This window comes from Gulosibacter sp. (assembly GCF_052090685.1).
In the GTDB taxonomy this organism is placed as follows: Bacteria; Actinomycetota; Actinomycetes; order Actinomycetales; family Microbacteriaceae; genus Gulosibacter.
Map to the genome: position 1 here is coordinate 158,821 of NZ_JBQDBE010000004.1, position 24,190 is coordinate 183,010.

Here is a 24,190-nt window from a genome sequence, read left to right on the forward strand (position 1 = left end):
CTACCGTGCCAAAACCTGCTGCTTAGTCGGCCCGCCTAGGTCCGCCGGATAGCTGCTGTGCTCAGACCTGCTGGTTAGCTGGCATGCCCATGGCGGCGAATGCATCCGCCCAACGAATTGACTGAGCCAGGTTATGCCGACAGCAGGAAACTCGCGTGGGAGACAAACTATTTGCGTTTACGGCGCGCAGCGATGGACGTACTAGCGTCGCTACGACGGCGTTGTTTCGTGGGTCCTTCAAATCCCACAGGCGTGGGCAGGTGGGAGGAAAAGTCGTCTAGGGACGAGTCTGTCGAAGTAGTTCCACTGTCCTGACCAACATCCCGGCCCGAGAGAACAACCGAATTCACCAAGAGGGGATCCGGCTCAACAGATTTTGCTGGGAGGGCGGCTGGGTCGGAAAGCACCAAGTCGCGAGTGTCCGTCGAGTGTGTCTCTGTCGCAGAAGTCACCACGGCAATATCCTCAGATCCGGCAGATACCGGAACGAGGTTCACTATCGAACCACTGATACGGCTCGCGTTCGAACCAGGAGCGGCTGCGTGGTCGATGTCCACGGGCTCCGCGCATCCAACGTTTGCGTCTCCGAGGAAGTAGTTGATCAGGGCGAGTACTCGCTCGGTCGATGGCAGACTCGCCTCGAGAAGTCCCGCAAATACGAAATCATCGGTCAACACCCAAATTGCCGCTTGGGTGGCGGAAACAGCTTCGGCTCGGGTCAATCCCTGAGCACCGGACAATTCGGCAAGTTCCTCGAGTGAAACGGCGGGGAAACCGTTGCGAGCGATCCAAGTCACACCGTTTTGGACCTTTGTCCGGGCGGCGCTATCCGACTGTGTAAAACGGTTTGTACCCGCAAATGCGTCTCGACTAACGCGCTCACCGACATAGTCACGCTCGGTGTTGAACCGCCCGGACAAGTCGAGGCAATAAGCGAGTCGGCGCGAGCCATCCTCGCACGTCAAGACATACGCACCGGAATAGGGGGTCTTGGGCCCCGCACCCACATTGCTCAACCAGTGGGCGAACTCGAAATCACCGGCGCGGAACATCACCGGTGTTGACGACGCGGCGAGAGGTGAACGCACGCTTTGCTGTTCAGGAACATCCATAAGGGAACACACTTTCAACCGGTTTTTGGTGCACGGTACGCATAATGGTCCAGCGTAAATAGCAGTCAGCCAGGAAATTGAATGAAAAGTGATGGGGTAGTCCGCTAGAAGTTAAGGGGTTTCGAGGAATGGACCGGCCCCAACCCTCGTTGGCTCAGTGGACACACCCTCATCGAGACAAAGGCGGGGTGAACGCGCACCTGAGTACGCATCCACCCCGCCCAAGATCGACCAGAATTACCGCCGGCCAGGCAAAGAAGCAGGCTTAGAGTTGGTTCCCCAGCTTGAAGCCCTTCTCATCGTCACCCTCGCGGGTGTACGAGAAGCCGTCGGCGCCGATGGTCTGCGCCATCTCCGAGGCGTCCGTGCGCGCGATTACTTCCTGAGGGTTGCCGTCAAGGTCGAGAACGAGCGACGCATCCGTGTACCACGACGGTACAACGGGGTTACCCCACCAGTCACGACGCTGGTTGTCGTGGACGTCCCAGGTGACAACGGGGTTGTCGGGGTCGCCGGTGTAGTAGTCCTGCGTGTAGATCTCAACGCGGTGACCGTCCGGGTCGCGCAGGTAGAGGTAGAACGCGTTCGACACGCCGTGGCGGCCGGGGCCGCGCTCGATGGCGTCCGACATGCGCAGCGCACCGAGCTTGTCGCAGATCGCGAGGATGTTGTGCTTCTCGTGAGTCGCGAAGGCGATGTGGTGCATGCGGGGGCCGTCGCCACCGGTTGCGGCGGTGTCGTGCACGGTTGGCTTGCGGCGAACCCAAGCGGCGTAGACGGTGCCTTCCTTGTCCTGGATGTCTTCGGTCACGCGGAAGCCCAGGTCCTGGAGGTGGCGAACCGCGCGGGGAACATCCGGGGTGACCTGGTTGAAGTGGTCGAGTCGAACCAGCGCACCGGGGGTGTAGAGGTCGTAGCGCCATGCGAGACGCTCGACGTGCTCAACCTCGTAGAAGTACTCGACAGGGAAACCGAGCGGGTCGACCACGCGCACCGAGTCGCCGATGCCCTTGACAAAGCCTTCAGCGCGACGCTCGACGCGGCATCCGAGTTCCTCGTAGAAGGCAACTGCCTTGTCGAGGTCTTCGGGGGTGCGCACACGGTACGAGAACGCGGCGACCGCGGCAACCGGTCCCTTGGTGAGCACGAGGTTGTGGTGGATGAACTCTTCGATCGAACGAAGGTAGATGCGCTCATCGTCTTCCGCGGTGACCGTGAGGCCGAGCACGTCGACGTAGAAGTGGCGCGATGCGGCGAGGTCAGTGACCACGATCTCCATGTAGGCGCAGCGGAGGATGTCCGGTGCCTCAGCCTTCGGCGTCGGGATCGGGTTCGAAGGCTCGATTGGAGCTTCCTTCGTGACGTAGAAGCCAGTGGAGGTGCGGTCTTCTTCCTTGAATGCAGACATTGTTACTTCTTCCTTGAAATTACCGGGTAGGGGGACTGGGGACTACTTGCCAGCGCCAAAACGGGGGCTGTGTGCCTCGTTGAGCGTGACCTGGATGTTCTGCTGGGTCGTGTAGAAGTCAACCGAGCGGTAGCCGCCCTCACGGCCGAGACCGGATGCCTTCACGCCACCGAACGGGGTGCGCAGGTCACGAACGTTGTTCGAGTTGAGCCACACCATGCCCGACTCGATTGCGTGGGCGAAGTTGTGCGCGCGCTTGAGGTTCGAGGTCCACACGTAGGCGGCGAGACCGTACTTCGTGTTGTTCGCGAGCTCGAGTGCTTCTTCATCACTGTCGAATGGCGTGATCGCGACGACTGGGCCGAAGATCTCTTCCTGGAAGATCCGTGCCTCGGGCTTGACGTCAACAAAGACCGTCGGCGCAACGTAGGTGCCCTCGGGGAAGTTCTCGGGGCGACCGCCACCGGCGAGGAGACGACCCTCACCCTTACCGATCTCGATGTACTCCATGACCTTGTCGAAGTGGGTCGGGTGCACGAGTGCGCCGACTTCGGTGTTGGGGTCTTCGGGAACGCCCACGACGATGTTCCGTGCGCGCTCGGCGAACCGCTCGATGAAGTCGTCGTAGATTGAACGCTCCACGAGTACACGCGAACCGGCGGTGCAGCGCTCACCGTTCAGGCTGAACACGCTGAATACGGTGGCGTCGAGTGCCTCTTCGAGGTCGGCGTCGGCGAACACTACCGAGGGGCTCTTCCCGCCGAGTTCGAGCGAGAGACCCTTGAGCATCGGCGCGGCGTTGGTCGACAGGGTCGCACCGGTCGAGCTGTCACCAGTGAAGGAGATGAGCGGCACATCCGGGTGCTTCACGAGCGCGTCACCAGCGGTGCCGCCCGAACCGAGGATGAGGTTGAAGACACCCTGGGGGAGGCCAGCCTCTTCGAAGATCTCGGGCCACAGCGATGCCGAAAGCGGCGTGTAGCTCGCGGGCTTCAGGACCACGCTGTTACCGGTCGCGATTGCGGGCGCAAGCTTCCAAGACTCCTGCATGAACGGTACGTTCCATGGCGTGATGAGCCCGGCAACACCGATCGGCTTGCGGTTGACGTAGTTCACCTGGCGGCCCGGAACGCGGAAGGCGTTGTCGTGCTGCGCGACGATGAGGTCAGCAAAGAAACGGAAGTTTTCGGCGGCGCGACGCGCCTGACCCTTGGCCTGCGTGATGGGCAGACCCGAATCCCAGCTCTCGATGAGCGCGAGGCGCTCGTCGCGCGACTCAACGATGTCGGCGATCTTGTGCAGCACGCGCGAACGCTCGCGGTTGAGCATCTTCGACCAGGGGCCCTCGTCGAAGGCGCGCTTGGCGGCGGCGACCGCGAGGTCAACGTCTTCCTTGTCGCCGGATGCGGCGGTCATGTAGGTCTCGTTGGTGGCCGGGTTGATGACGTCGAAGGTCTTGCCGGACTTGGCATCGACGAACTCACCATCGATGTAGAGCTTGATGTGCTCGGGGAGATCAGCTGGACGGTTAGTCATGTGATGTTCCTTACTTGATTGGTTGTGGAAATAGAGCGTGTTGATGGATGGGACCGGTCAGAACCGGGGTCATGGGAAGGTGGTGTCAAGGAAAAGACGTGTCTTTCGCCTCGATAGAGTGCAGCACCGCGTTCATCGTGTTGAGTCGGTGCTGTCGCGCGACGGTCTCGACCTCCGCGGGTTCCGCGCCGGATTCAATGAGCGCCACGAGTGCCTCGTGCTCGTTGACCGATTCAACCGATCGGCCCGGGACGAACCCGAAGGAGGACTCGCGCAGCGTCTCGAGTCGGTGCCAGCCGCGACGCACGAGATCCGAAATGTGTGAATTCTCGCAGTGCTGAAAGAGCACGCCGTGGAAGGCCTGGTTGAGCTTCGTGAACTTCGCTGCGTCGAGGGTGTCCGATTCCGTAAGCGCCCGCATTTGGGCGTTGATTTCGCGGGCCTCGGCAATATCGGATGCGGTGAGGCTCGGCGCGGATTGCGCGGTTGCGAATCCCTCCACGAGGCTCAGGTTTTCCATCGTCTCGTGGTAGATCCCGCTATCGAGCATCGTGACCTGGGCGCCCACGTTGTGGACGAAGGTCACCGCACCTTCGGCTTCGAGCATCCGAATCGCTTCTCGCACCGGAACCGTGGAGAACCCCAGTTCCGTTGCGATTTGTCCCAGCACCAGTCGGTAGCCGGGGCCAAATGCACCCGAGGTAATGCGGTCGCGCAAGTAGGTATAGGCCTGCTGCGACTTAGACATCTCGGTAGCCTGCGTTTTCGGCGTGCTTGAACTCACAAGGCTCATCGAGTCTGCTTCCAGGCCTCATACTTTGCCTTCCACTCAGCGTTTGGTGGGAAGAGGCCATCGACCTTATTGCCGGCCTTGACCTGCTCGTAGACCCACGCATCCTGCTGTTCTTGCTCGAAGGCATCGTTGACGACCTCTTCGAAGAGCGCCGGGGGGATCACGATGACGCCGTCATCGTCACCGACGATGATGTCGCCGGGCTGCACCGTGGTGCCGCCGCACGCGATCGTGCCGTCGAATTCCCAAGGTACGTGGCGGCGGCCGAGCACCGCGGGGTGCGAACCGTTCGAGTAGACCGGAATGTCGACCTCTGCCACAGCCGCCGAGTCGCGAACGCCACCGTCGGTAATGATGCCGGTCGCGCCGAGGAACTTGGCGCGCATTGCGAGCACGTCACCGAGGGTGCCGGTGCCCTTTTCGCCGCGCGCTTCCATGACGACCACGTCACCGGGCTTGACCGAGTCCATGGCCTGCTTCTGGGCGTTGTAACCGCCACCGTGCGACTTGAAGAGGTCTTCGCGGTTGGGTACGTAGCGGAGGGTTTTCGCGTATCCGAGGATGCGACGGCCAGGGTGATTGAGCGTGGGTCCGTCAATCGAGACGTTGTTGAGGCCGCGCTTGCGCAGCTGCGCCGAAAGCGTCGCGACGGCAACTTCCTCGACCTTGGCGCGGAGCTCGTCCGTGATGGTGCTGCGTTCCGGCGCCAAACCGGCTGCCTCGCGCGAGCCCCAGGCTTCAGCACGCTGGTTGTCGTCGACCTTGGGCGGCGCACCGAAAGCGGCCATTTCGAATTCGGATTCAACCACGTTCGTCACGAGACGACCGGTGGAGGGCGCACCCGGAGCGGTCGGCGCATCCACCTCAACCTCAACGGTGTCGCCGGGCTGGGCCACCGACGAACCTGCCGGGGTGCCGGTGAGGATCATGTCGCCGGGCTCGAGGGTCATGAGTTGCGAAAGGTCGGCCACGAGCTGACCGAATGGGAAAACGAGTCCGGAGGTGTCGTCATCCTGCACGAGGTTGCCGTTAACCCAGGTGCGCACGCGCAATGCCTTGGGGTCGAGGCCTTCGGCGGGAATCACCTCGGGGCCGAGCGGGGTGTAGCCGTCGCCCGACTTGTTCTTGACGTTCGAGCCCTTGTCGGCGTGACGCAGATCGTAGAGGCCCCAGTCATTGGCGGCGGTGATCCCGGAGACCTTTGACCAGCCCTCTTCGGGGCTCACGCGACGGGCGGTCTCGCCGATGATCAGGGCAATCTCACCCTCGTACGCGAGGAGCTCGGTGCCCTTGGGGCGTTCGATCGTGTCGCCGGTCTTGGCGATCGAAGTGCCCGCCTTGATGAAGTAGCCGGGGAACTTGGGGGAGCGGCCTCGCTGCTCAATCCGAGAGGGGTAGTTGAGGTGGAGGGCGATGATTTTGCCTGGGCGATTGGCCCGGTCAGTGAAGTCGATCGACATGGCTTCCCTTCGCGTCGTTGCTTGGATGGTACCGATCCAGATCGGCTGGATATACGAAATAATATACGATCCACAGCCGAGTGCAAGGGGTGAGTTGAAACTCGTTCGGCGGACACTCAGCTTCATTGCGAGTTTGGCTCGTTTTCTATGCGTCATTGTGCCGCGTCTAGTTGAGTGTCGCTGGAGAGGCGGCGGAATGGTGACTATGTGTCCTTTCTGCTCGTCTGAAGTGGATGGCGAAGCGATAAGGTTGCCTTATGTCCTTGCTGGATGCTTATCGTGAGACTCGACGGGACGAAGACATGCTTCGCCTGCGTCGTGTGATTGTGCTGCGCGCCATGAATGCGACGGGCATGAGCCAGCGTCAAATTGCAGGCTCATTGGGAATCTCCCAACCTGCGGTGAGCCAGCAGCTGGCCTTGTCTTCGGTGCTTGACGAAGCGCATCCTCAGGATTTGCTTGATGCTGCAGCGCCAATCCTGAAGGTGTTAGCTGAAGAGAACGGATACTCAGGCTTGGCAGTGTTTGGGTCTGTCGCTCACGGACGGGCTCGGCAGGATTCCGATATCGATCTTCTGGTTGAGGCTCCGCGAGGAACGTCGTCGTTCGGGTTTGTTCGATTCAAGCAATTGATCGAGCAAGTCATTGGTCGCAAAATTGACCTCGTTCCATACGGGGGATTGACCTCGAGAGATGCTGACATCGTCAGCGAGTCGGTGCCACTGTGATGAATCGGAAATTGGTCAGGCTGTAGCCGTTATCGATTCGACGCCGTGACTCCCGGAGTATTTCGTGATTGCGGCGCGTGGCTGAATGCGTGTCGAGTCACGACACAGTCGAGAGGCGGCGGAATAAGCACAGCGTCCGCGTGGTTTTTATGGATGTATGCAAATGCACGTAGTTTTGGCGTGAGCATCCGCCCATCAATATCGAACCCGAGAGGAACGCCATGAGCGAGCCGAGTATCCCCGACTTCCCAGTGCCCGAACCCGCCGACATGGTCTTTGGAGTCGACAGCTTCGGTGACGTCACCGTGACTCCGGACGGCAGGCGCACGCTGAGTCACGCCGAAACGATCCGGAATCTTGTCGCCGAAGCACAGCTCGCGGACAGCGTCGGCATTGACGCGATCACAATCGGTGAGCATCACCGCGAAGACTACGCCGTCTCGAGTCCCGAAACGGTGCTGGCTGCGATCGCCTCCACCACCGAACGCATCCGCCTGGCATCGGGGGTGACGGTGCTGAGTTCCGACGACCCGGTCCGGGTATTCGAGCGTTTTTCGACGGTGGATGCGATCTCGAACGGCCGCGCGGAGATCATCGTTGGGCGTGGCTCCTTTACCGAGTCCTTCCCACTTTTCGGATTGCCGCTGAGCGACTATGAGGTCCTGTTCGAGGAGAAGCTGCAGCTTTGGGCTGAGCTCGCGAAGGGTGGCCCGGTCACTTGGCAGGGGAGTGTGCGGACTTCGCTGACGGATCAGCAGGTGTACCCGCCTCTGCAACCCGCCGAAGATGGCACCCCGGCGCCGTTCCCCACGTGGGTCGCGGTGGGTGGTTCGCCGCAATCGGTGGTGCGCGCTGCGAGCTACGACTTCCCACTCATGCTCGCGATCATCGGCGGTTCGGCCGATCGCTTCGAGCCGTTCGCGCGAATTTACCGACAGGCACAGGCTCACTTCGGTCACGAGCTGGCACGTATTGGTTTTCACTCGCCCGGTCACATCGCAGAAACTGACGAGCTCGCCCGAGAACAAATGTGGCCGCACTACAAAGTGGGGCATGCGCGCGTTGGCCGCGAACGGGGCTGGCCAGAGATGACTCGCGACCAGTTCGAGCACGAAGTCGATCACGGCGCCCTGCTCGTTGGGTCGCCGGAGACGGTTGCTCGTCGCATCGCGGACGGCATGTCGGTACTCGGCGCGGAACGCTTCGATCTGAAATACAGCAATGGTCCGCTGCCGCACGAGTGGATCATGTCCTCGATCGAACTCTATGGCACGGAGGTCATTCCACGGGTGCGCGAGCTGCTGAGTTAGCCCGCATCCTGGCGCACGCCGCGCTGACGGCCGATTTCTCTGGATAGGTGGGTACGATTTCAAGCACTGCTCACCGTCGAGACAAGAGGTTGGTCGATGTCGAACACTCAGTCACCTCCAGCACACGCGGAGGCCGAGTCGCTTCGCGCACTGGCACCTGCCGCTGTCGAACTCGTCCGGCGCTGGCTGCGCGAGTCGCGCGCTACGCCTCCCGATGCCGCGAGCGGACAACTTGCCGCAGCCCTGCGTGATCCGGGCGGGCTCGAATTCATCGTTGGCTTTGTCGACGGCGTAATTCGTCCTGAAGATCCGAAAGTCGCCGCGCGAAACCTCCGTCGCATCAGCCGCGACCTCCCGTCGTTCTTGCCGCAACACCTGCGCCAAGCGGTGCGACTTGGCGGCCGGACGGCGCAATCACTCCCCTCGGTGGTGGTGCCGATCGCGCGGCGTGCGCTGCGGCAACTGGTCGGGCACCTGCTCATCGACGCCAGGGATGCGCAGCTCGGCCCCGCGATTTCAAGGCTTCGGTCCCAGGGGATGGACCTCAATATCAACTTGCTTGGCGAAGCGGTGCTCGGTACCCGCGAGGCAGACCGACGGCTCGAAAGCACCGCGAGGCTGTTGCACCGCACCGATGTCGACTATGTCTCGATCAAGGTTTCCGCCACCACCGCACCGCACCAGCCCTGGGCGCTCGATGCCGCCGTGGAAGAAGCGGTCGAGCGGCTCATCCCGCTGTTCCGGATTGCGGCAGAATCCTCGCCGCAGAAGTTCATCAATCTCGATATGGAGGAGTATCGCGACCTGGCGCTGACCGTGGAAGTCTTCACGCGCATCCTCGATCGGCCGGAATTTGCGAACCTCTCGGCCGGGATTGTGCTGCAGGCCTACCTGCCGGATGCGATGCGCGAGATGCAAGGCCTGCAGGACTGGGCCGCGGCCAGGGTCGCGCAGGGTGGGGCGCCGGTCAAGGTGCGGGTAGTGAAAGGTGCGAACCTGCCAATGGAGCGGGTCAATGCCGAGCTGCATGGCTGGCCGCTCGCCACCTGGCCCTCGAAGCAAGCGACCGATACACACTACCTCGAGGTGCTCAACTGGTCGCTCACCGCAGAGCGCACCAAGAACGTCCGCATTGGCATCGCCGGGCACAACCTCTTCGACCTCGCACTCGCGTGGACCCTCGCCGAGGAACGCGGGGTGACAGGGCAGGTCGACGTCGAAATGCTGCTCGGAATGGCTGGAAACCAGGCTGAGGTAATCCGCAAGCACACCGGCAGCCTTCGCCTGTACACGCCGATCGTGCATCCCGAAGAGTTCGATGTCGCGATCGCCTACCTGGTGCGCCGACTCGAAGAGGGTGCCTCGAGCGAGAACTTTATGTCCGCGATTTTTGACCTGGCAACGAGTGACACCCTCTTCGAGCGCGAGCGCGAGCGATTCTGCGCCTCACTGGATGCGGTTACCGGCGAGGTGCCCGCGCCCAATCGGCAGCAGGATCGCCGGTTGAGCGAACAGGCGAGCGCTGACAACATCCGGACCGGACACACCGCCTTCCGAAACACCCCCGATTCCGACCCCTCACTTCGACAAAACCAGGTGTGGGCGCAGCAGATTCGCGATCACGCCCAAGACACCGTGCTCGGGCTCGCCACTCGCGAAGCCAACACGGTGGTGACGCGCAGCGAACTGGACTCGCGCATCCAGACCGCAGTCGATTCGAGGTGGAGCGAGCTGACCGGCGACCAGCGCGCCGAGGTTCTGCACCGAGCAGGGGAAGCGCTGGCCCGGCGACGCGGTGAACTCATGGAGATCGCCGCCGCCGAGTGCGGCAAGACCCTCGAGCAGTCCGATCCCGAAGTGAGCGAAGCGTGTGATTTCGCGCACTACTACGCCGAGCGGGCGCGCGAACTCGACCACGTCGACGGCGCCACACACGAGACCGCCGGGCCGATTGCCGTCGTGCCACCCTGGAACTTCCCGATCGCAATTCCGGCGGGCGGGATGCTCGCGGCACTCGCGGCGGGCTCACCCGTAATCGTGAAACCCGCATCCGTTGCCTCGCGGTGCGGGGCGGTGATCGCCGAGGCGCTATGGGAAGCGGGCGTGCCCAAGGATGCGCTGCAGTATGTGCAATTCACCGACCGGGAGATTGCCTCACAGCTCGTGAGCCACCCTCAGATTGCGCGGGTGATTCTTACCGGCGGCTACGAGACTGCCGAGGCCTTCCGCGAGCTACGTGCGGACCTGGACATCCGCGCCGAGACCAGCGGCAAGAATGCGATCATCATCACTCCGAGTGCCGACTACAACCTCGCGGTCGCCGATGTGGTCGCTTCGGCATTCGGGCACGCGGGTCAAAAGTGTTCCGCGGCATCGCTACTCGTGCTCGTGGGGCAAGCGGGGCGCTCGCGGCGGCTGCGCAATCAGCTCGTGGATGCGACGAAGTCGCTGCGCGTGGGCCTGCCGACGGCTGCCGAAACGACAATGGGTCCGCTCACCAACCTCGCAAGCGGAAAACTTGTGCGCGGGCTCACCACACTCGAGCCCGGCCAAACCTGGGTGCTTCGCCCCAAACAGCTGGATGAAGCGGGCCACCTTTGGACTCCCGGCATTCGCGCCGGGGTGCATCCCGGCAGCGAATTTCACTGCGTGGAATACTTCGGCCCCGTGCTCGGGGTCATGCGGGTGGAGACGCTCGCCGAAGCCATCGCCATCGTGAACGGCGTGGATTACGGGCTCACTTCCGGGCTGCACTCGCTCGACCATGACGAGATCGCGCAGTGGCTCGAGCAGGTCGAAGCGGGCAACCTCTACGTGAATCGCGGCATCACGGGGGCCATAGTGGAACGGCAGCCCTTCGGCGGCTGGAAGAAATCGAATGTTGGACCAACGATGAAGGCGGGCGGTCCAAACTACGTCGCCTCCCTCGCCAACTGGCGACTCGGCCAAGCCGAATCCGGCACCACACCGCTCGAACCACGGGTGCGACTCCTGCTCGAAGCAGCCGAAGAGCTGCAAATGGACCGCCGAGAACGGCTCGTGCGCGCCGTGCGCAGCGACGAACTTGCCTGGCAAGAGGAATTTGGCGTCACCCGGGATGTCCAGGCGCTCGCCGCAGAGCGAAATGTGTTCCGCTATTTTTCGGTTCCCGTCCAGCTGCGTATTGCGGAGGGTGAAATTCCGACGCGACTCTTGCGCGTGGTCGCCGCAGGCCTGCGCGCCAACGCCAGGATGACCATTTCCAGTGGCGTCGAGCTACCCGAACGCGTGGCCACGCTCCTGAAGGACCTCGGGATTGCGGTCACGATCGAAACCGACGGCCACTTCCTTCGCAGCGTGCGGCGACTCCGCGGCCGACTGCGGTTTATCGGTCCGGATGCGGAGTATCGCGAGATTGCGCAGGCCACGGAAGGCAGCTGCGAACTCGCGATCTGGCGCGGCCGGGTCACCGAGTCGGGACAGATCGAATTGCTCCCGTTCCTTCGCGAACAAGCGGTTTCGATCACTGCACACCGCTTTGGCACACCGGATCACCTCACCGAGGGGCTATTGGTCGACTAGCCTCGAACCCATGACGAAAACCGCGGTCCTTGCCGGTGCATCCGGATTCATCGGCGGCGTGTTGGCCGCCGAACTCGAAACCGAGGGATACCGCATCCTTCGCATCGGCCGCACCGGCCCGGATGCGCGCTGGGGCGACACCGACGCGATCACACGCGCGGTGGATGGCGCGGAGCTTGTTATCAACCTGGCCGGGAAATCGGTGAACTGTCGCTACACCGATGCCAATCGTCAAGAACTCCTCCGTTCCAGAATCGACACGACACGGGAACTTCGCCAGGCCATCGCGAACGCGAAGACACCGCCGCCGGTGTGGTTCAACGCGAGTACGGCAACGATTTACCGATACGCAATGGACCTGCCGCAGACGGAATCCACCGGCCAGATCGGCGAGGGATTCTCGGTAGACATCGCCACCAACTGGGAAGCCGAGTTCTTCGCGGGCGAGCTTCCCGGGGTGCGTCGCGTCGCGCTGCGGATGACGATTGTGCTCGGCGATGGTCCGGCGACCGGGATGCTCGTGAACCTCGCGCGCGTGGGACTCGGTGGCCCACAGCTTGATCACCCCTGGTTTTCACACCGGCGCTATCGGGGCACGGGCAGCGCCCCGTCAGGGAGCGGTACCGCGCCGTGGCACGATTCGCGCGGCCGGCAGATGTTTAGTTGGATCCACATTGACGATGTGGTTGGCGCGATTCGCTTCATCCGCGATCGGGCAGAACTCTCGGGACCGATCAATCTGGCCGCGCCGCAACCGAGTAACAACCGCATCCTGATGCGCGAATTGCGCGAGGCGGTCGGGATGCCGTTCGGGATGCCCGCACCGCGCGCGGTGCTCGAACCGGCGATGTGGGTATTGCGCACCGAACCCGAACTCGTGCTCAAGAGCCGCTGGGTGTTGCCGGAGCGACTCATCGAGGCAGGCTACGAATTCCAGCACCCGAATCTGCGAGGTGCGGTGCGGGATGTGGTTGGCGCGCCCGCTCGCGCCCGTTAGCTCACTAAGCCTTCCTTGCGATCGCGACTCGAAGATTCCCGAGGATGTGCACGAGCAAAGAGATCGCGAGGAACGCGGCGAGCACCATCCCGGTGGTCTGCAGCACCTCGCCCCAACCGCCGTCCTGGGTCGGGTCTAGGAATCCGTACGGGTACCACTGCACAATGGCGCCGCGAATCCACGTGTAGACGAGGTACGCCACGGGATAGATGAGCCACGCGAGCGGCCGGCCCCAGCTGCCGCGCGTGGTCATGGTCACCAGCATCCATTCGATGAGCCCCGCGACCGGCGCGAGTCGGTGCAGCGCCAGGTTGGTCCACTCGAGATCCCAGCGCGCCATCTCACCGGGTTCCGCGACGAGCAGCGCGTAGATGAGTCCGGTCATGACCATGTAGAACGCGAGGCCGCCGCGCAGGTGATCCCACCATCCGGGTAATCGATCGCGCGAGATCACCGCGCCAATCACCAGGCACAGCCCGAACACCAGGCACGCCTGATTCGTGAACTGCGACAGCGACTGCACGAGGGTGTTATCGGTGAGCCCATTTGCCGAGCGATAAAAATTGCGGATCACGGCGACCACCGTGATTGCACCCAAAAGAAATCGCAGGATGCGCAGCCATGCTCGGTCAGGATGCAGTCGCCGGTTCGTGGCTTGATTCCGGTTGATTGCAGGCATGCGGCTTGGCATACCTCGAGTCTCGCATGTGAGTTGGATGCTGGACCGCGGCGTGCCGATGGTGCCGGAGACTTGCGCCGGCGCGTGCCTGGCCGGAGCGCGGCCGGTGCCCGGGTGCGTGCCCGGATGAGTGCCCGGATTGTGCCGATGAGAGCGCGGTTATTGCGTCGCTACTGGTCGGCAAGTTCCTTGAGATAGTCCCGCAGCACGATGCCGTGATTGTGTTTCTCGTCTTTGGCCGCGATGAGCAGCGAAATTGGTTTGCTGCCGGCGGCGTCGAGGAGTTCCTGCGGGGCATCGCTGCCATCGAGCTCCTCGCGATACCGGCTGGCGAACTCTTCGAAGCGCTCTGGCTTGTGGCCAAACCACTTTCGCAACTCGCTCGAGGGCGCGACCTCTTTATTCCAGTCCTCGTATTCGAGGTCTTCTTTCTTGATACCTCGTGGCCAGAGCCGATCCACGAGCACCCGGTAACGGCTCTTGGGCTCCGCGTCATCGTAGACCCGGACTACTCGAATACCCGCCATGAGCGTCTCCTCACTCGTTACCTACCCGTGCTCCGACCCCGGGCGTCGCATCCTGTGCGTGAAATTCACCGTAGCGGTGACGGCTTAGTGTCGCCGGAATGGCTGGCGCAGCGGGCACCCCAGCAAAAGGTGAGGCGGCCCCGGTATTCCGGGACCGCCTCACGGCTCTGCACCTACTCGATGCGCCTACGCGCCCACTCGCTTACGGGCAGGTGACCGTGAAGGAAAACTCTACGGTTTCGACGGCGGTTGGGTCAGCGAGGTCGACGCCCATTGCCTCTCCGGTGATGACGTACGTGTTGCCATCGACGGTTACCTCGGCCGAGCCGTCGGTGCCTTCGATGTACGCCACGCTCACGCCCTCGCTGCGCGAAAGTGCGACCGAGCTGACGGTCGGGTCGTCGCCCGAGGTCAGCAGCGCACCGAAGGATTCGCCATTTGCTTCGTCGATGTCCTCGGATGCGAGCGAGATTGCGAAGGTGTCACCTGTATCAGCGCACTGCACTGTGGGGTTTGCGATGTCGATGGTCTCGCCAGCGATGATGATCTCCACATCGCTCGAACCACCTTCGGCGGCGTCCGCGCCCTCTTCCGCAGGCTCCTCTGCTGGCTCTTCAGCACCGTCCGCGGCTTCTTCGGCACCGGCCTCGGCGGCGGTGTCTTCGCTGGTGTTTTCTTCCGCGCCGGGTGCTGCCTGGTCTTCTTCAGGAGCATCCGAGTCGCTGCTGCACGCGGTGAGCGCAGCAACCAGTGAGACTGCCGTTGCGAGGGCGGTGAGGTGCTTCCGATTCATCTTCGTTCCTTTCGAAGTTCGGCTCCCATCGTGGAACCGTCTCTCGGATGCTAGTGCGGAACTCCTGCCTAACTGCGCGTTCCAAGCAAACTCTCACGCATATCGTTCAGAAGGGTGACTGCAGCTACTGCCGCTGAGCGAAGCGGGACGATACCCCGTGCGCATCCCGCCGGCTCAGTGCCCACCCGCTAGTGCCCGCCACCCTGGTACGGCCCGCGATCCCGCAGCACCTGCATGTGCGTGGCGAGCGCGAACTCCTCCGGCACCGATTCGGTATTTCCATCCACTGCGAGGTCGGCGGCATACTTGCCGAGCGTCGGTGTGAACTTGAAGCCGTGTCCCGAAAGTCCGGTGACCACGGTAGTGCGGCCCGAGGCATTCAGGTCGACAACCGGCAACCGATTCGGCGTATACGCGCAGTGGTGCACACTCGAACGCACCGGTTCCGGGTTGAGGTCCGGCATGAGTTCTTGGGCCTGCTGCCCGATCTTCACGAGCTCATCGCGGGTATACGCAGTGGGCACCTCAGCGACATCGCGATACACCGGCCAGGTCGGATTCGCGCAGGCCTTGATGCTGTAGCCATCAAAACTCGGTGCGCCGAAGAAGTGGATCGGGCCGAGGTCACGCAGGAACGCGGGGAAGTTCTCCGGCAGAAACGGCGTAATGCTCGTGCGCGGCATGAACCACGTCAACCCGAGCACCTGCAGCCGGAGCAAGTCATCCAGCTCCGGGTGGATGCGGTTCGACCACGACCCCGAGGCAACCACAACACGATCCACCTTGATAGCCTCTTGCGGCGTGCGGATCGTGACTCCGTCGCCGTATTCCTCGATGGCGAGCACGGGAGTATTGAAGCGCAGGTCCGCGCCAGCATCCTCGGCGAGCGCGAGCGCCGACATGATGCTCACCTCGGGACGGAGCCCGCCACCCTGCAGGTCCAGGATGCCCATATCTTCATCATGGATGCGGTGCTGCGGGAATCGCTCACGCAGCGCCTCGGCATCCAGGATTTCGTGCGGCAGGTCGTATTCGCGCACTGTGCCGAGGGTGGTCTGGTATTCGATGCGATCTTCCGATGCAATCGAAAGCGTCCCGACCTCGTGGAAGATATCGCGGCCCGACTCCTGCTCGAGCTGCTTCCAAAGCCCGTGCGACTCGAGGAGCATCGGTACGTAGAGACCGCCCTCGTGATACGCGGTACGAAACACTCGGGATTCACCCGCGTAGGAGCCGTGCGAGTGGATCCGCCCATACTGTTCGATACCGATTACGCGGACATTCTCTCGCTTCGACAGCTGCCACGCCGCCATCGATCCGACCGAACCGAGGCCAATAACGGCGACGGTGAGTTGTGGTGTTGCCATTGCTAAATCCTTTTCTTCACTGCGTAGGTATTACGCGAGTTCCGGGGTTTCCCAGAGGTTGAGTTTGGTGCCGATGCCGCGCTCGAGCGCGTTGCGGTAGACGACGGTGCCCCACGCGACGTCCTCGACCGGCATGCCGCCGACAGAGAACAGGATGATCTCGTCTTCGGATTGTCGGCCGGGAGCCTCACCCGACATGATTTTGGGAAGGTCTTCGAGGGCTTCGGCCGGGACCGAACCCTCCTGGATGCGATCCATCATGTACATGCCGTGGAGGCCAATGAGTTCGTGGCCCGGGTAGGGGAGTTCCGCGTGCCAGGCTTCGTAGAGTCCGCGACTGTCGGCAACGTGGCGAGCGTCACGCATGAGGCCGGAATCGACCATGATGTCGGCGGGTAGGCTGATGAACGCACCGGGCTTCACCCAGTCCCGTTCAATCCGGAGGTAGTTCTCGGACCCCGCGGGCGTGGTCGGCGCGATCGTGACAATATCGGCGTCGCGTACCGCCGCCTCCACCGTGTCGACGACTTCGGTGGTGAGCTGCGGATACTGCTCGGTCGCCCAAACAGCGAACTCCTCGGCCCGCGCGCGAGTTCGTCCCATGACCTTGACGTGCTCAAGCTTTGGATTGACCGCCATGAACGCCTCGAGCGAGGTCTTATTCATGACCCCCGGCGCCACGATCCCGACCGTTCGCGCATCCTTACGGGCAAGGTGTCGCGCACCCACGCCGGGAATGGCCCCGGTGCGGTAGGCGCTGAGCAGATTCGCGGACATGTAGGCGAGTGGCGCGCCCGTGTCCTTGTCATTGAGCGTGAACATCAGGACGGAGCGGGGGAGGCCGTGTTCCCGGTTCGCGAGATTCGAGCCGTACCACTTGCAGCCGGCAGTCTGAAAGGACCCACCGAGGTAGGCCGGCATCGCCATGAATCGACGGTGCGCGCCGTCCTCGGGCATCCCTTCATGTTCGGGTGCGGCGGGGAAGGTCATCATCGAACCGTGGGAATTCCCTTCAGGGCCACCCATGCGATAGTCGCCAGAACCGACGAGTTGCAGGGTTTCTTCCATAGCGTCCACGCAGGAGGCCATGTCCTTCACCCCGGCTGCGATCATGTCCTGTTCATTCAGGTAGATGAAGTCGATACGAGTGGTCTGCTCAGTCAAAGTGCTTCCTTTCGATGCCGCGGCGCTGCGGTCCTGGAACTGGATGTGCCAGTTGCCGGGAATGTTCTACAAGTGTAGAGACATGTTGCAGACGTGGAAACGGGCCCGACCGTCCGTGCACGGAACGTCAAGTGACGGCGGTCAAAAGTCAATTGCTGGCTCCCAAGAGCCAAGAGCCAAGAGCCAAGAGCCAAGAGTCAAGAGTCAAGAGCCAAGAAGCAAGAGGCAAGAGGCAAGAGCCAAGTGGCTAGATATTCCCCAGCGCTTGCCGCCGCACCGAACTCGGGTTCTCGCCATAGGCGCCCTTGAATGCGCGACTGAAATGCGCCGCATCCTTGAACCCCCACCGCGCGCCAATCGCCGCGACCGGCACCTCGGCATTGTCGGGATTCGTGAGGTCGAGATAGCAGCGCTCGAGTCGCCTCGTGCGCACATAGGATGCGACGGTCTGCCCCTGATCCTGAAAAAGATTGTGGAGGTGGCGAACCGAGATGAACGCCGCCGCGGCGATGGTGTTGGGGGAGAGGTCGGGGTCGGAGAGTTGCTCGTCGATATTGTCGCGGATGCGCTGCAGGAGCGCCCGGCGCGGGTCCGCGGCATAGCGCTGCAGATCAAATTCGGTGGCGAAGAGTGTTTCGAGGAGGTCCACCGCGTTCTGTGCGAGTTTCGCGCCGGCGGGCCCCTGTAACTCGGCGAGGTTCGTGCCGATAGTGGCGAGGAAGGGTGACACCACCCGCCCCAATCCTTCAGAGCCATCGAGACGGACCGCCGTCATCTGGTCGGCAAAATCGTGCGGAATGTGGAGCCGATCGTGGGGCAGCTGGATTACCAGGGTGCGGAATCGCTGCGGGAAGGACAGTAGATATGGCTGGGACGTGTCATAAATCGCGAGGTCGCCCTGCTGTAATTTCACTTCGCGCCCACCCTGGCGCAGCGTGCCCTCACCCTCGAGCTGCAGGCTGATCTTATAGAAACTCCGCGGTGCTTCCCGGATCAAGTCTTCCGTGCGGTGGACGTCGTGCGGCATCGCGCGGACGTCCGTGAACGTTACCCCGTGCACATTCGCCTGCGTGAGTCGCGCTTGGAACGCCTCCGTCACATCCGTGGTCAAATCAAGCGGCACAAAGGATGCCGATACCGCCGTCTGAAACTCGGCGAAACTGAGCACGGGCGCGGCGGCCGCTTCAAGCGTTGAGGCAGGCAGTGAGGAGTTCGGCGTATCTGTCATGGGATTGTCTGGTTCCATTATGTCCGCTTTATGACGAATTGGCCTGTTTATTGACGGTGCAAGGGCCGCAATAGCTTTGCTTCCAGGCTTGCTGGTGGATGCTCGGCAGTTGACTGGGCGTGCATGGCTACCGCCGCAATCACATCCAAAACGGAATGGGTCTACGCTTGTAGACATCAACAGGGGGTGGCCTGGACCGCCTCCAACGGCTCTTCACAATGAGGTGGACCATGTCATCTGTACCCACGCGCCAAAAATATCAGCGCACGGAACATCAGCCCGAACGCAGGCTCGGAGTGCTTTCGATTGCCTTCATGATCGTGGCGGCCTCGGCGCCGCTGACCGCGATCGCCGGCGGCGCCCCCACGAGCTTCGCGGTTACCGGACTTGCGACGGTGCCGGCCGGTTATATCGTGCTCTCCGCGATCCTGGCGCTATTTGCCTTCGGATATGCCGCGATGGCTCGCTTCATTGAGCGACCCGGTGCCTTCTACCCCTATGTTGCGCAGGGGCTCGGGCGATCAATTGGTGTCGGCACCGCCTATGCCGCGGTCGTGGCGTACAACATGATGCAAATCGGTATCTTCGCGATGTTCGGCTTCACGGTATCGAGCTGGCTTGGCGGTCGCTTCGGGCTGGAGACGCCGTGGTGGCTATGGGTGTTGGTCGGCGTGGTGATCGTCGGAATACTCGGCATCCTGCGGATCGATTTCTCGGCAAAAATCATTGCGGTGCTCGTCGCGCTCGAGTTCCTCGTCGTGATTGTCTTCGACATCATTGCCCTCGTCGTCGCTCCCGAAGGGCACTCGGCCGCACCGTTGAATCCCGCCGAACTTTTCGTGCCCGGTATTGGCGCGGTCCTCTCCTTCGGTGTCGCGGCATTCATGGGATTCGAATCGGCCGCAATTTACGCGCGCGAAGCAAAAGACCCCAAGCGCACCGTGGGGCGCGCCACTTTCCTCGCGGTGATCGTGGTCGGACTCTTCTACGCCTTCAGCGCCTGGTCAATGGTCGTCGGGGTGGGTCACTCGCAGGTCGTCGATCAGAGCCGCGAGTTCGGGCCCGACCTATTGTTCGTATTCTTGTCGACGCACGCCGGCACCCTCGTGACCGATATCGCGAACCTGTTGTTCATTACGAGCCTGTTCGCAGCACTCCAGGCCTTCCACAACACGGTGGCTCGTTACTTTGCCGAACTCGGCAATGAGGGGATGTTGCCGCACTGGTTTGGCCGCCGTTCGCAATCAGGCGCGCCAGTTTCGGGCTCGCTCGCACAGTCCGCGCTCGCGGTCCTCGTCACAATTGGCTTCGTGATTGCTGACTCGGGTGACCCGCTGTTCCCGGTGCTGACTATGTTCACCTGGCTCACGAACACCGGTGCCTTCGGTCTCGTCATGTTGATGGCCATGGTTGCCGCCGCGGTCATTGCCTACTTTGCGAAGGATGCGCGAGGGGTCGGTCTGTTCTCGCGGCTGATCGCACCGGTGATTGCCGGACTCGCGCTGACCACCGTGTTCATTCTGGTGCTCGTGAACTTCCCCGTGCTCATGGATATGCCAGCAGACGACTTCATGACCTATCTTCTGCCCATCCTGGTGATTCTTGCCGGTGTGATCGGGGTGGTAGTCGGTCAGATCTTCAAGCGGACCGACCCGAAGAAGTTCCAGGGCATCGGCCACGCACTTGAGGAAGAGACAGACCCCGGCGCGCTCACCTCGGCCACCACGACGCACACCTCGTAACGGCGGACGCGCGCTGGCGCAATCCACCGCTGGCGCGATCTACCCCTGGCGCGATCTACCGCTGGCGCAATCTACCGCTGGCGCAATCTACCGCTGGCGCAATCGGGACGAGCACATCCGGTCTCATCACCCCGGCGGTGATGATGTACGAAATCATATACATTTCAATGATTTTTCTGTACACTGACCGGATGCGCTCGTTGACGAGCGCTTTCTCGATGCCGAGCAAGTCTTGAGGGGTAATGAACACTGCAACCAAACCGCAGTTGACCGCAACGCAGCGACGTCGCGTCGCCGGAGCCACAATCGTAGGGACCACCGTCGAGTGGTACGACTTCTTCATATATGCGAATGCCGCGGGGCTCGTGTTCCGCGAGCTGTTCTTTGAGCCGGTCGGTGGCACGCTCGGACAGATCATTGCGTTCTTGACCGTGGGTATTTCCTTCCTGTTCCGCCCACTCGGCGCAGCGCTGGTCGGCCACTACGGCGACAAACTCGGTCGTAAGCTCATGCTCGTGATCACGCTGATCCTGATGGGGGTCGCGACGACCCTGATCGGTGTGCTCCCGACCTATGCAGACATCGGTGTCTGGGCGCCGATTCTGCTGATCTTCCTGCGCATCCTGCAGGGAATTTCGGCCGGTGGTGAATGGGGCGGCGCCATCCTCATGGCAGTGGAGTCCGCGCCAGTGAACCAGCGCGGCCGGTACGGCATGTTCCCACAGCTCGGTGTGCCACTTGGGATGCTCCTTGCGACCGCCGTGCTGTCACTGATGTCGGGCGTGATCTCGCCCGGTGAAGCGTTCAACGAGTGGGGCTGGCGCGTGCCGTTCCTGCTCTCGATCGTGCTCGTCGGTGTCGGCTACATCGTTCGCCGTTCGGTGGATGAATCCCCGGTCTTCCAGGAAATCGAAGCCGGCGGTAAGCAGCGCAAGATGCCGATGGTGGAGCTCTTCAAAAAGCACTGGAAGCTCGTCATCCTGCTCGCACTCGTATTTGCCGGGAACAACGCGGCCGGTTACATGATCACGGGTGGGTTCATTCTGAACTACTCGACTGATCCACTCGGATCGCTGGTGATGGACCGAACCGGGGTGCTCAACGCGGTATCCCTCGCGGCAGTGGTGTGGATGGCCGCCACCTTCCTCTCCGGATACATGGCCGACTGGATAGGGCGCAAGAATACATACGTCATCGGCTGGCTCTGGCTCATCTTGATGGTGTTCCCACTCTTCTGGTTCGTTAATTCCGGCGAAATGCTGTGGCTCACTCTCGGCATGTGTATCTACGCCGTTGGCCTCGGTCTGAGCTACGGTCCACAAGCCGCGTGGTACGCGGAAACCTTCCCGGCTTCGGTGCGTACCTCGGGAGTCTCGATCTCATACGCGCTCGGTTCGATCATCGGTGGCGCGTTTGCCCCCACGATCGCGACCGCGCTCGTCGCGCAGTTCAATACGACCCTCGCGGTGTCGATGTACTTGCTCATCATGGTTGTGATCGCACTCGCATGCACCCTGGTATTGCGCGACCGGCGCGGCATCCCACTCGACATTGGCTTCGAAGAAACCGGCAACTACGAGCTCTTTGACCCGGATCGTCGCCCCGCGGAAACGAGGGCGATCATGCTCGAATACCACGGCGTGGAAAAGCCACCGGCGGCACCGCGCGACTAACGACTGCGCCTCGCGCGTCAACACGGCTCCGGCCCAGTTCCTTACTGGTGCCGGGGCCGTTTGCTATTTCATCGGTTTAGGGGAAGCTCTGCTTAGGGAAGTTCAAGCTTCGGAAACATCCGACGAAGTGCCCCGAGGAAGGGCTCGACGCGAGTGCGTGGCCGTCCGGAGTTCCAAAACGCCACCACCTCGGCTGTTTCGGGAGCCGGGGTGATCGGCACTTCAACCACGCGCATCCCGTCGCGAGTGGATTCTGCTTCGGAGTGGACCACGAGCAGGCACCACCCCAGCCCAGCGCCCACGAAGGAACGCGCGAGTTCGAAATCATCCGTCTTGAACCGGGTATTTACCTTGACTCCGGCTGCGTCAAGAATCGACTGCGTGTTTTGCCAACTCGGCGAGCGGTCGTAGCGGATAAACGGCTCCGCGGCGAGATCACGCAATTCCACGGCGGCCGCGTTCGCGAGTCGGTGTTCCGGATGCAGCGCTACATACGGCGAGAGCGAATGCAGCACGTCGCGACTCAGGTCATCCGCGAGCTGGTGCCCGTAGCCGATCGCAAGATCGAGATGACCGTTGCGCACACCATCTTGGAGGCCCTCGACGAGGTCGGTGGTGACCTCGACCCGAACTCCCGGGTGCTCGCGCTCAATCTCGGCGACGAGTCGCGGCATCGTTGAGGGTGCGAGCGTGGGATAGCAACCCAGTCGAACAGTGCCGGTGAGGTTACCGGGGGAGAGTTCGGCGACGAGGTCATCAGCGGAAGCGAGTAGTTGCCGTGCGAGATTGACTGCGCGTTCACCTTCAATGGTGAGCGCGACTCCGTGTGCCCGACGACGCAATAAGAGTGTCGCATCTAAGGAGCGCTCGAGCTGGGTCAGCGCGGTCGCGACAGCCGACTCAGAGATCCGCAGCGCGCTCGCGGCCGCGGCGATGCTGCCGTGTTCGGCCACGGCAGAAAGGTACTCAAGCTGTCGAAGGGTGAATTGTGCCACATGGCAAGTTCACCACACATCGCCGGGCCGCAACAGATCGCTCAGGTGGCTACAGAAAACGGTCATGGTGTGCGGGAATTCCTATTTGAATTCCGGCACACCATGACCGTGTTGGTGCGGGGTTTGCGGGAGGCTTAGAGGCCCGAGTCCTTCAGGCTGCCGGTGCTGACGTTGCCTTCACCCTCGCCCTCGTAGACCATGCAGCTGACGAGCGTGTCGCCGTTGTCCCAGCTGCCCTGAGTCGGCGAGAGGTACATCACGCCAAGCGTCGAGGAGCTGAAGGGGGTACCGATGAAGTCTTCGAAGGCGTCGCCGAGGCAGCCATCAGCGACGATTTCGTCGAGTTCGCTCGTGCCCTGACCGGGGAATTCATCGGTCTCGATGTCGAAGTCGTGGTACACCTCGTAGGTGTGTGGCTGCGAGCACGGCACCGTCGGAACGGTCTGGAGCTCGGTGCCCTGCATGTCGGTGTCGGTGATGCAGTCGCCTACCGAGAGCTGGAAGACATCGGCATCATCCGGCTCCTGGAAAGCCTCTTCGTCGTCTTCATCATCCGTCGTAGTGGTGTCTTCGTCATCGTCGGTCGTGGTGGTGTCGTCATCGGTCGTCTCGGCCGATTCCTCACGGTCTGCACGCTCGCGGTCGTCGGCCTCCGGGTCGTCGCCGCCAATCCCGAGCATGGAGCAGCCAGCAAGCATCAGAGTTGCTGCCGCGAACGCCGCGATGGACGCGGGGATGCGCAGTTTCGAAGTCATCTTGAATCCTTTGGTCGGGGGGATTGGTTGCCTCCCGGAGAGGCACCTCCCCGGGCACTACACACAGAATATTGGCACGGAGAAACAAATACGTCATCCCGATAAGTGAGATATCGATCGCCCGCGGTAGTACGCCAGAAGGACGCGCCAACTAACCTCAGCGCGATGTGGCAACATACCAGTGTTGCCTCGGGGGATGCCGTGTTCCCCCCGAGGTGACGTTCAACTACAAATTGCGCGAATCAAGCTAGGGCGATGCACAAGAGGACTGTGCACGATAGTGCCACTGCACGGACTATGTGTTCTCCTAGCGGGTGTACCGTTCTATAACGTGCGTATTCGCGCGCAGTCGCATCGGCGCA

19 protein-coding genes are annotated in these 24,190 nt (G+C 62.2%); 6 read left to right on the forward strand and 13 right to left on the reverse strand.

All coding sequences use genetic code 11. The annotated features are described in order from the left end of the window. Positions 1-167: 167 nt before the first annotated feature. The 5 genes from ACTHXA_RS04020 to ACTHXA_RS04040 all read right to left on the reverse strand — a co-directional run bounded on the left by ACTHXA_RS04020 (position 168) and on the right by ACTHXA_RS04040 (position 6,309). Positions 168-1,112 carry a thioester domain-containing protein gene (locus tag ACTHXA_RS04020; RefSeq protein ID WP_441669588.1) on the reverse strand — a complete coding sequence of 315 codons (945 nt, stop codon included), beginning with the start codon at positions 1,110-1,112 and terminating at the stop codon, positions 168-170. 265 nt (positions 1,113-1,377) lie between these two features. After that, complete coding sequence (gene hpaD / locus ACTHXA_RS04025; RefSeq protein WP_441669590.1) at positions 1,378-2,520, reverse strand: 3,4-dihydroxyphenylacetate 2,3-dioxygenase; 1,143 nt, start codon at positions 2,518-2,520, stop codon at positions 1,378-1,380. Between the two features lie 42 nt (positions 2,521-2,562). Beyond that, positions 2,563-4,056, reverse strand: a complete 1,494-nt coding sequence (hpaE, locus tag ACTHXA_RS04030; protein WP_441669592.1) for a 5-carboxymethyl-2-hydroxymuconate semialdehyde dehydrogenase — start codon at positions 4,054-4,056, stop codon at positions 2,563-2,565. An 85-nt stretch (positions 4,057-4,141) separates the two neighbouring features. Beyond that, positions 4,142-4,804 carry a GntR family transcriptional regulator gene (locus tag ACTHXA_RS04035; RefSeq protein WP_441669594.1) on the reverse strand — a complete coding sequence of 221 codons (663 nt, stop codon included), beginning with the start codon at positions 4,802-4,804 and terminating at the stop codon, positions 4,142-4,144. A 41-nt stretch (positions 4,805-4,845) separates the two neighbouring features. Next, positions 4,846-6,309: a fumarylacetoacetate hydrolase family protein gene (locus tag ACTHXA_RS04040; protein WP_441669596.1), complete on the reverse strand. Its 1,464-nt coding sequence runs from the start codon at positions 6,307-6,309 to the stop codon at positions 4,846-4,848. Positions 6,310-6,629: 320 nt separating this feature from the next. Here ACTHXA_RS04040 and ACTHXA_RS04045 point away from each other — a divergent pair, with 320 nt between their 5' ends. From ACTHXA_RS04045 to ACTHXA_RS04060, 4 genes are all read left to right on the forward strand, one after another. Continuing rightward, the gene (locus ACTHXA_RS04045) at positions 6,630-7,037 is read left to right on the forward strand and encodes a nucleotidyltransferase domain-containing protein (RefSeq protein ID WP_441669598.1); all 408 of its coding nucleotides are present in this window, start codon (positions 6,630-6,632) and stop codon (positions 7,035-7,037) included. 221 nt (positions 7,038-7,258) lie between these two features. Further along, positions 7,259-8,347 (forward strand): LLM class flavin-dependent oxidoreductase, encoded by a 1,089-nt coding sequence (locus ACTHXA_RS04050; RefSeq protein WP_441669600.1) that lies wholly within the window; start codon positions 7,259-7,261, stop codon positions 8,345-8,347. Positions 8,348-8,443: 96 nt separating this feature from the next. Beyond that, entirely contained in the window at positions 8,444-11,908 is a 3,465-nt protein-coding gene (locus ACTHXA_RS04055; protein WP_441669602.1) for a bifunctional proline dehydrogenase/L-glutamate gamma-semialdehyde dehydrogenase, read from the forward strand. 10 nt (positions 11,909-11,918) lie between these two features. Continuing rightward, on the forward strand, positions 11,919-12,905 hold the full coding sequence (locus ACTHXA_RS04060; RefSeq protein ID WP_441669604.1) for an epimerase: 987 nt from the start codon (positions 11,919-11,921) through the stop codon (positions 12,903-12,905). A gap of 4 nt (positions 12,906-12,909) precedes the next feature. On the opposite strand, the gene ACTHXA_RS04065 is transcribed toward ACTHXA_RS04060, so the two are convergent. The 6 genes from ACTHXA_RS04065 to ACTHXA_RS04090 all read right to left on the reverse strand — a co-directional run bounded on the left by ACTHXA_RS04065 (position 12,910) and on the right by ACTHXA_RS04090 (position 18,663). Next, positions 12,910-13,584, reverse strand: a complete 675-nt coding sequence (locus tag ACTHXA_RS04065) for a Pr6Pr family membrane protein (protein WP_441669605.1) — start codon at positions 13,582-13,584, stop codon at positions 12,910-12,912. A gap of 170 nt (positions 13,585-13,754) precedes the next feature. Next, positions 13,755-14,111, reverse strand: a complete 357-nt coding sequence (locus ACTHXA_RS04070) for a DUF488 domain-containing protein (protein WP_441669607.1) — start codon at positions 14,109-14,111, stop codon at positions 13,755-13,757. Positions 14,112-14,313: 202 nt separating this feature from the next. Further along, on the reverse strand, positions 14,314-14,904 hold the full coding sequence (locus ACTHXA_RS04075; protein ID WP_441669609.1) for a lipoprotein LpqH: 591 nt from the start codon (positions 14,902-14,904) through the stop codon (positions 14,314-14,316). Between the two features lie 188 nt (positions 14,905-15,092). Further along, positions 15,093-16,271 (reverse strand): N-methyl-L-tryptophan oxidase, encoded by a 1,179-nt coding sequence (solA, locus tag ACTHXA_RS04080; RefSeq protein WP_441669611.1) that lies wholly within the window; start codon positions 16,269-16,271, stop codon positions 15,093-15,095. 30 nt (positions 16,272-16,301) lie between these two features. Next, a complete protein-coding gene (locus tag ACTHXA_RS04085) occupies positions 16,302-17,435 on the reverse strand; it encodes a tyramine oxidase subunit B (protein WP_441669613.1) in 1,134 nt (377 codons plus the stop codon). 247 nt (positions 17,436-17,682) lie between these two features. Further along, positions 17,683-18,663 carry a helix-turn-helix domain-containing protein gene (locus ACTHXA_RS04090; RefSeq protein ID WP_441669615.1) on the reverse strand — a complete coding sequence of 327 codons (981 nt, stop codon included), beginning with the start codon at positions 18,661-18,663 and terminating at the stop codon, positions 17,683-17,685. Between the two features lie 230 nt (positions 18,664-18,893). On the opposite strand from ACTHXA_RS04090, the gene ACTHXA_RS04095 reads away from it, so the two are divergent. Continuing rightward, complete coding sequence (locus ACTHXA_RS04095) at positions 18,894-20,405, forward strand: APC family permease (RefSeq protein WP_441669617.1); 1,512 nt, start codon at positions 18,894-18,896, stop codon at positions 20,403-20,405. Between the two features lie 242 nt (positions 20,406-20,647). Then, positions 20,648-22,078 carry an MFS transporter gene (locus ACTHXA_RS04100; protein ID WP_441669619.1) on the forward strand — a complete coding sequence of 477 codons (1,431 nt, stop codon included), beginning with the start codon at positions 20,648-20,650 and terminating at the stop codon, positions 22,076-22,078. Positions 22,079-22,170: 92 nt separating this feature from the next. On the opposite strand, the gene ACTHXA_RS04105 is transcribed toward ACTHXA_RS04100, so the two are convergent. Next, complete coding sequence (locus tag ACTHXA_RS04105; RefSeq protein ID WP_441669621.1) at positions 22,171-23,073, reverse strand: LysR family transcriptional regulator; 903 nt, start codon at positions 23,071-23,073, stop codon at positions 22,171-22,173. A 134-nt stretch (positions 23,074-23,207) separates the two neighbouring features. Continuing rightward, on the reverse strand, positions 23,208-23,828 hold the full coding sequence (locus tag ACTHXA_RS04110) for a septum formation family protein (RefSeq protein ID WP_441669623.1): 621 nt from the start codon (positions 23,826-23,828) through the stop codon (positions 23,208-23,210). Positions 23,829-24,190 lie beyond the last annotated feature (362 nt).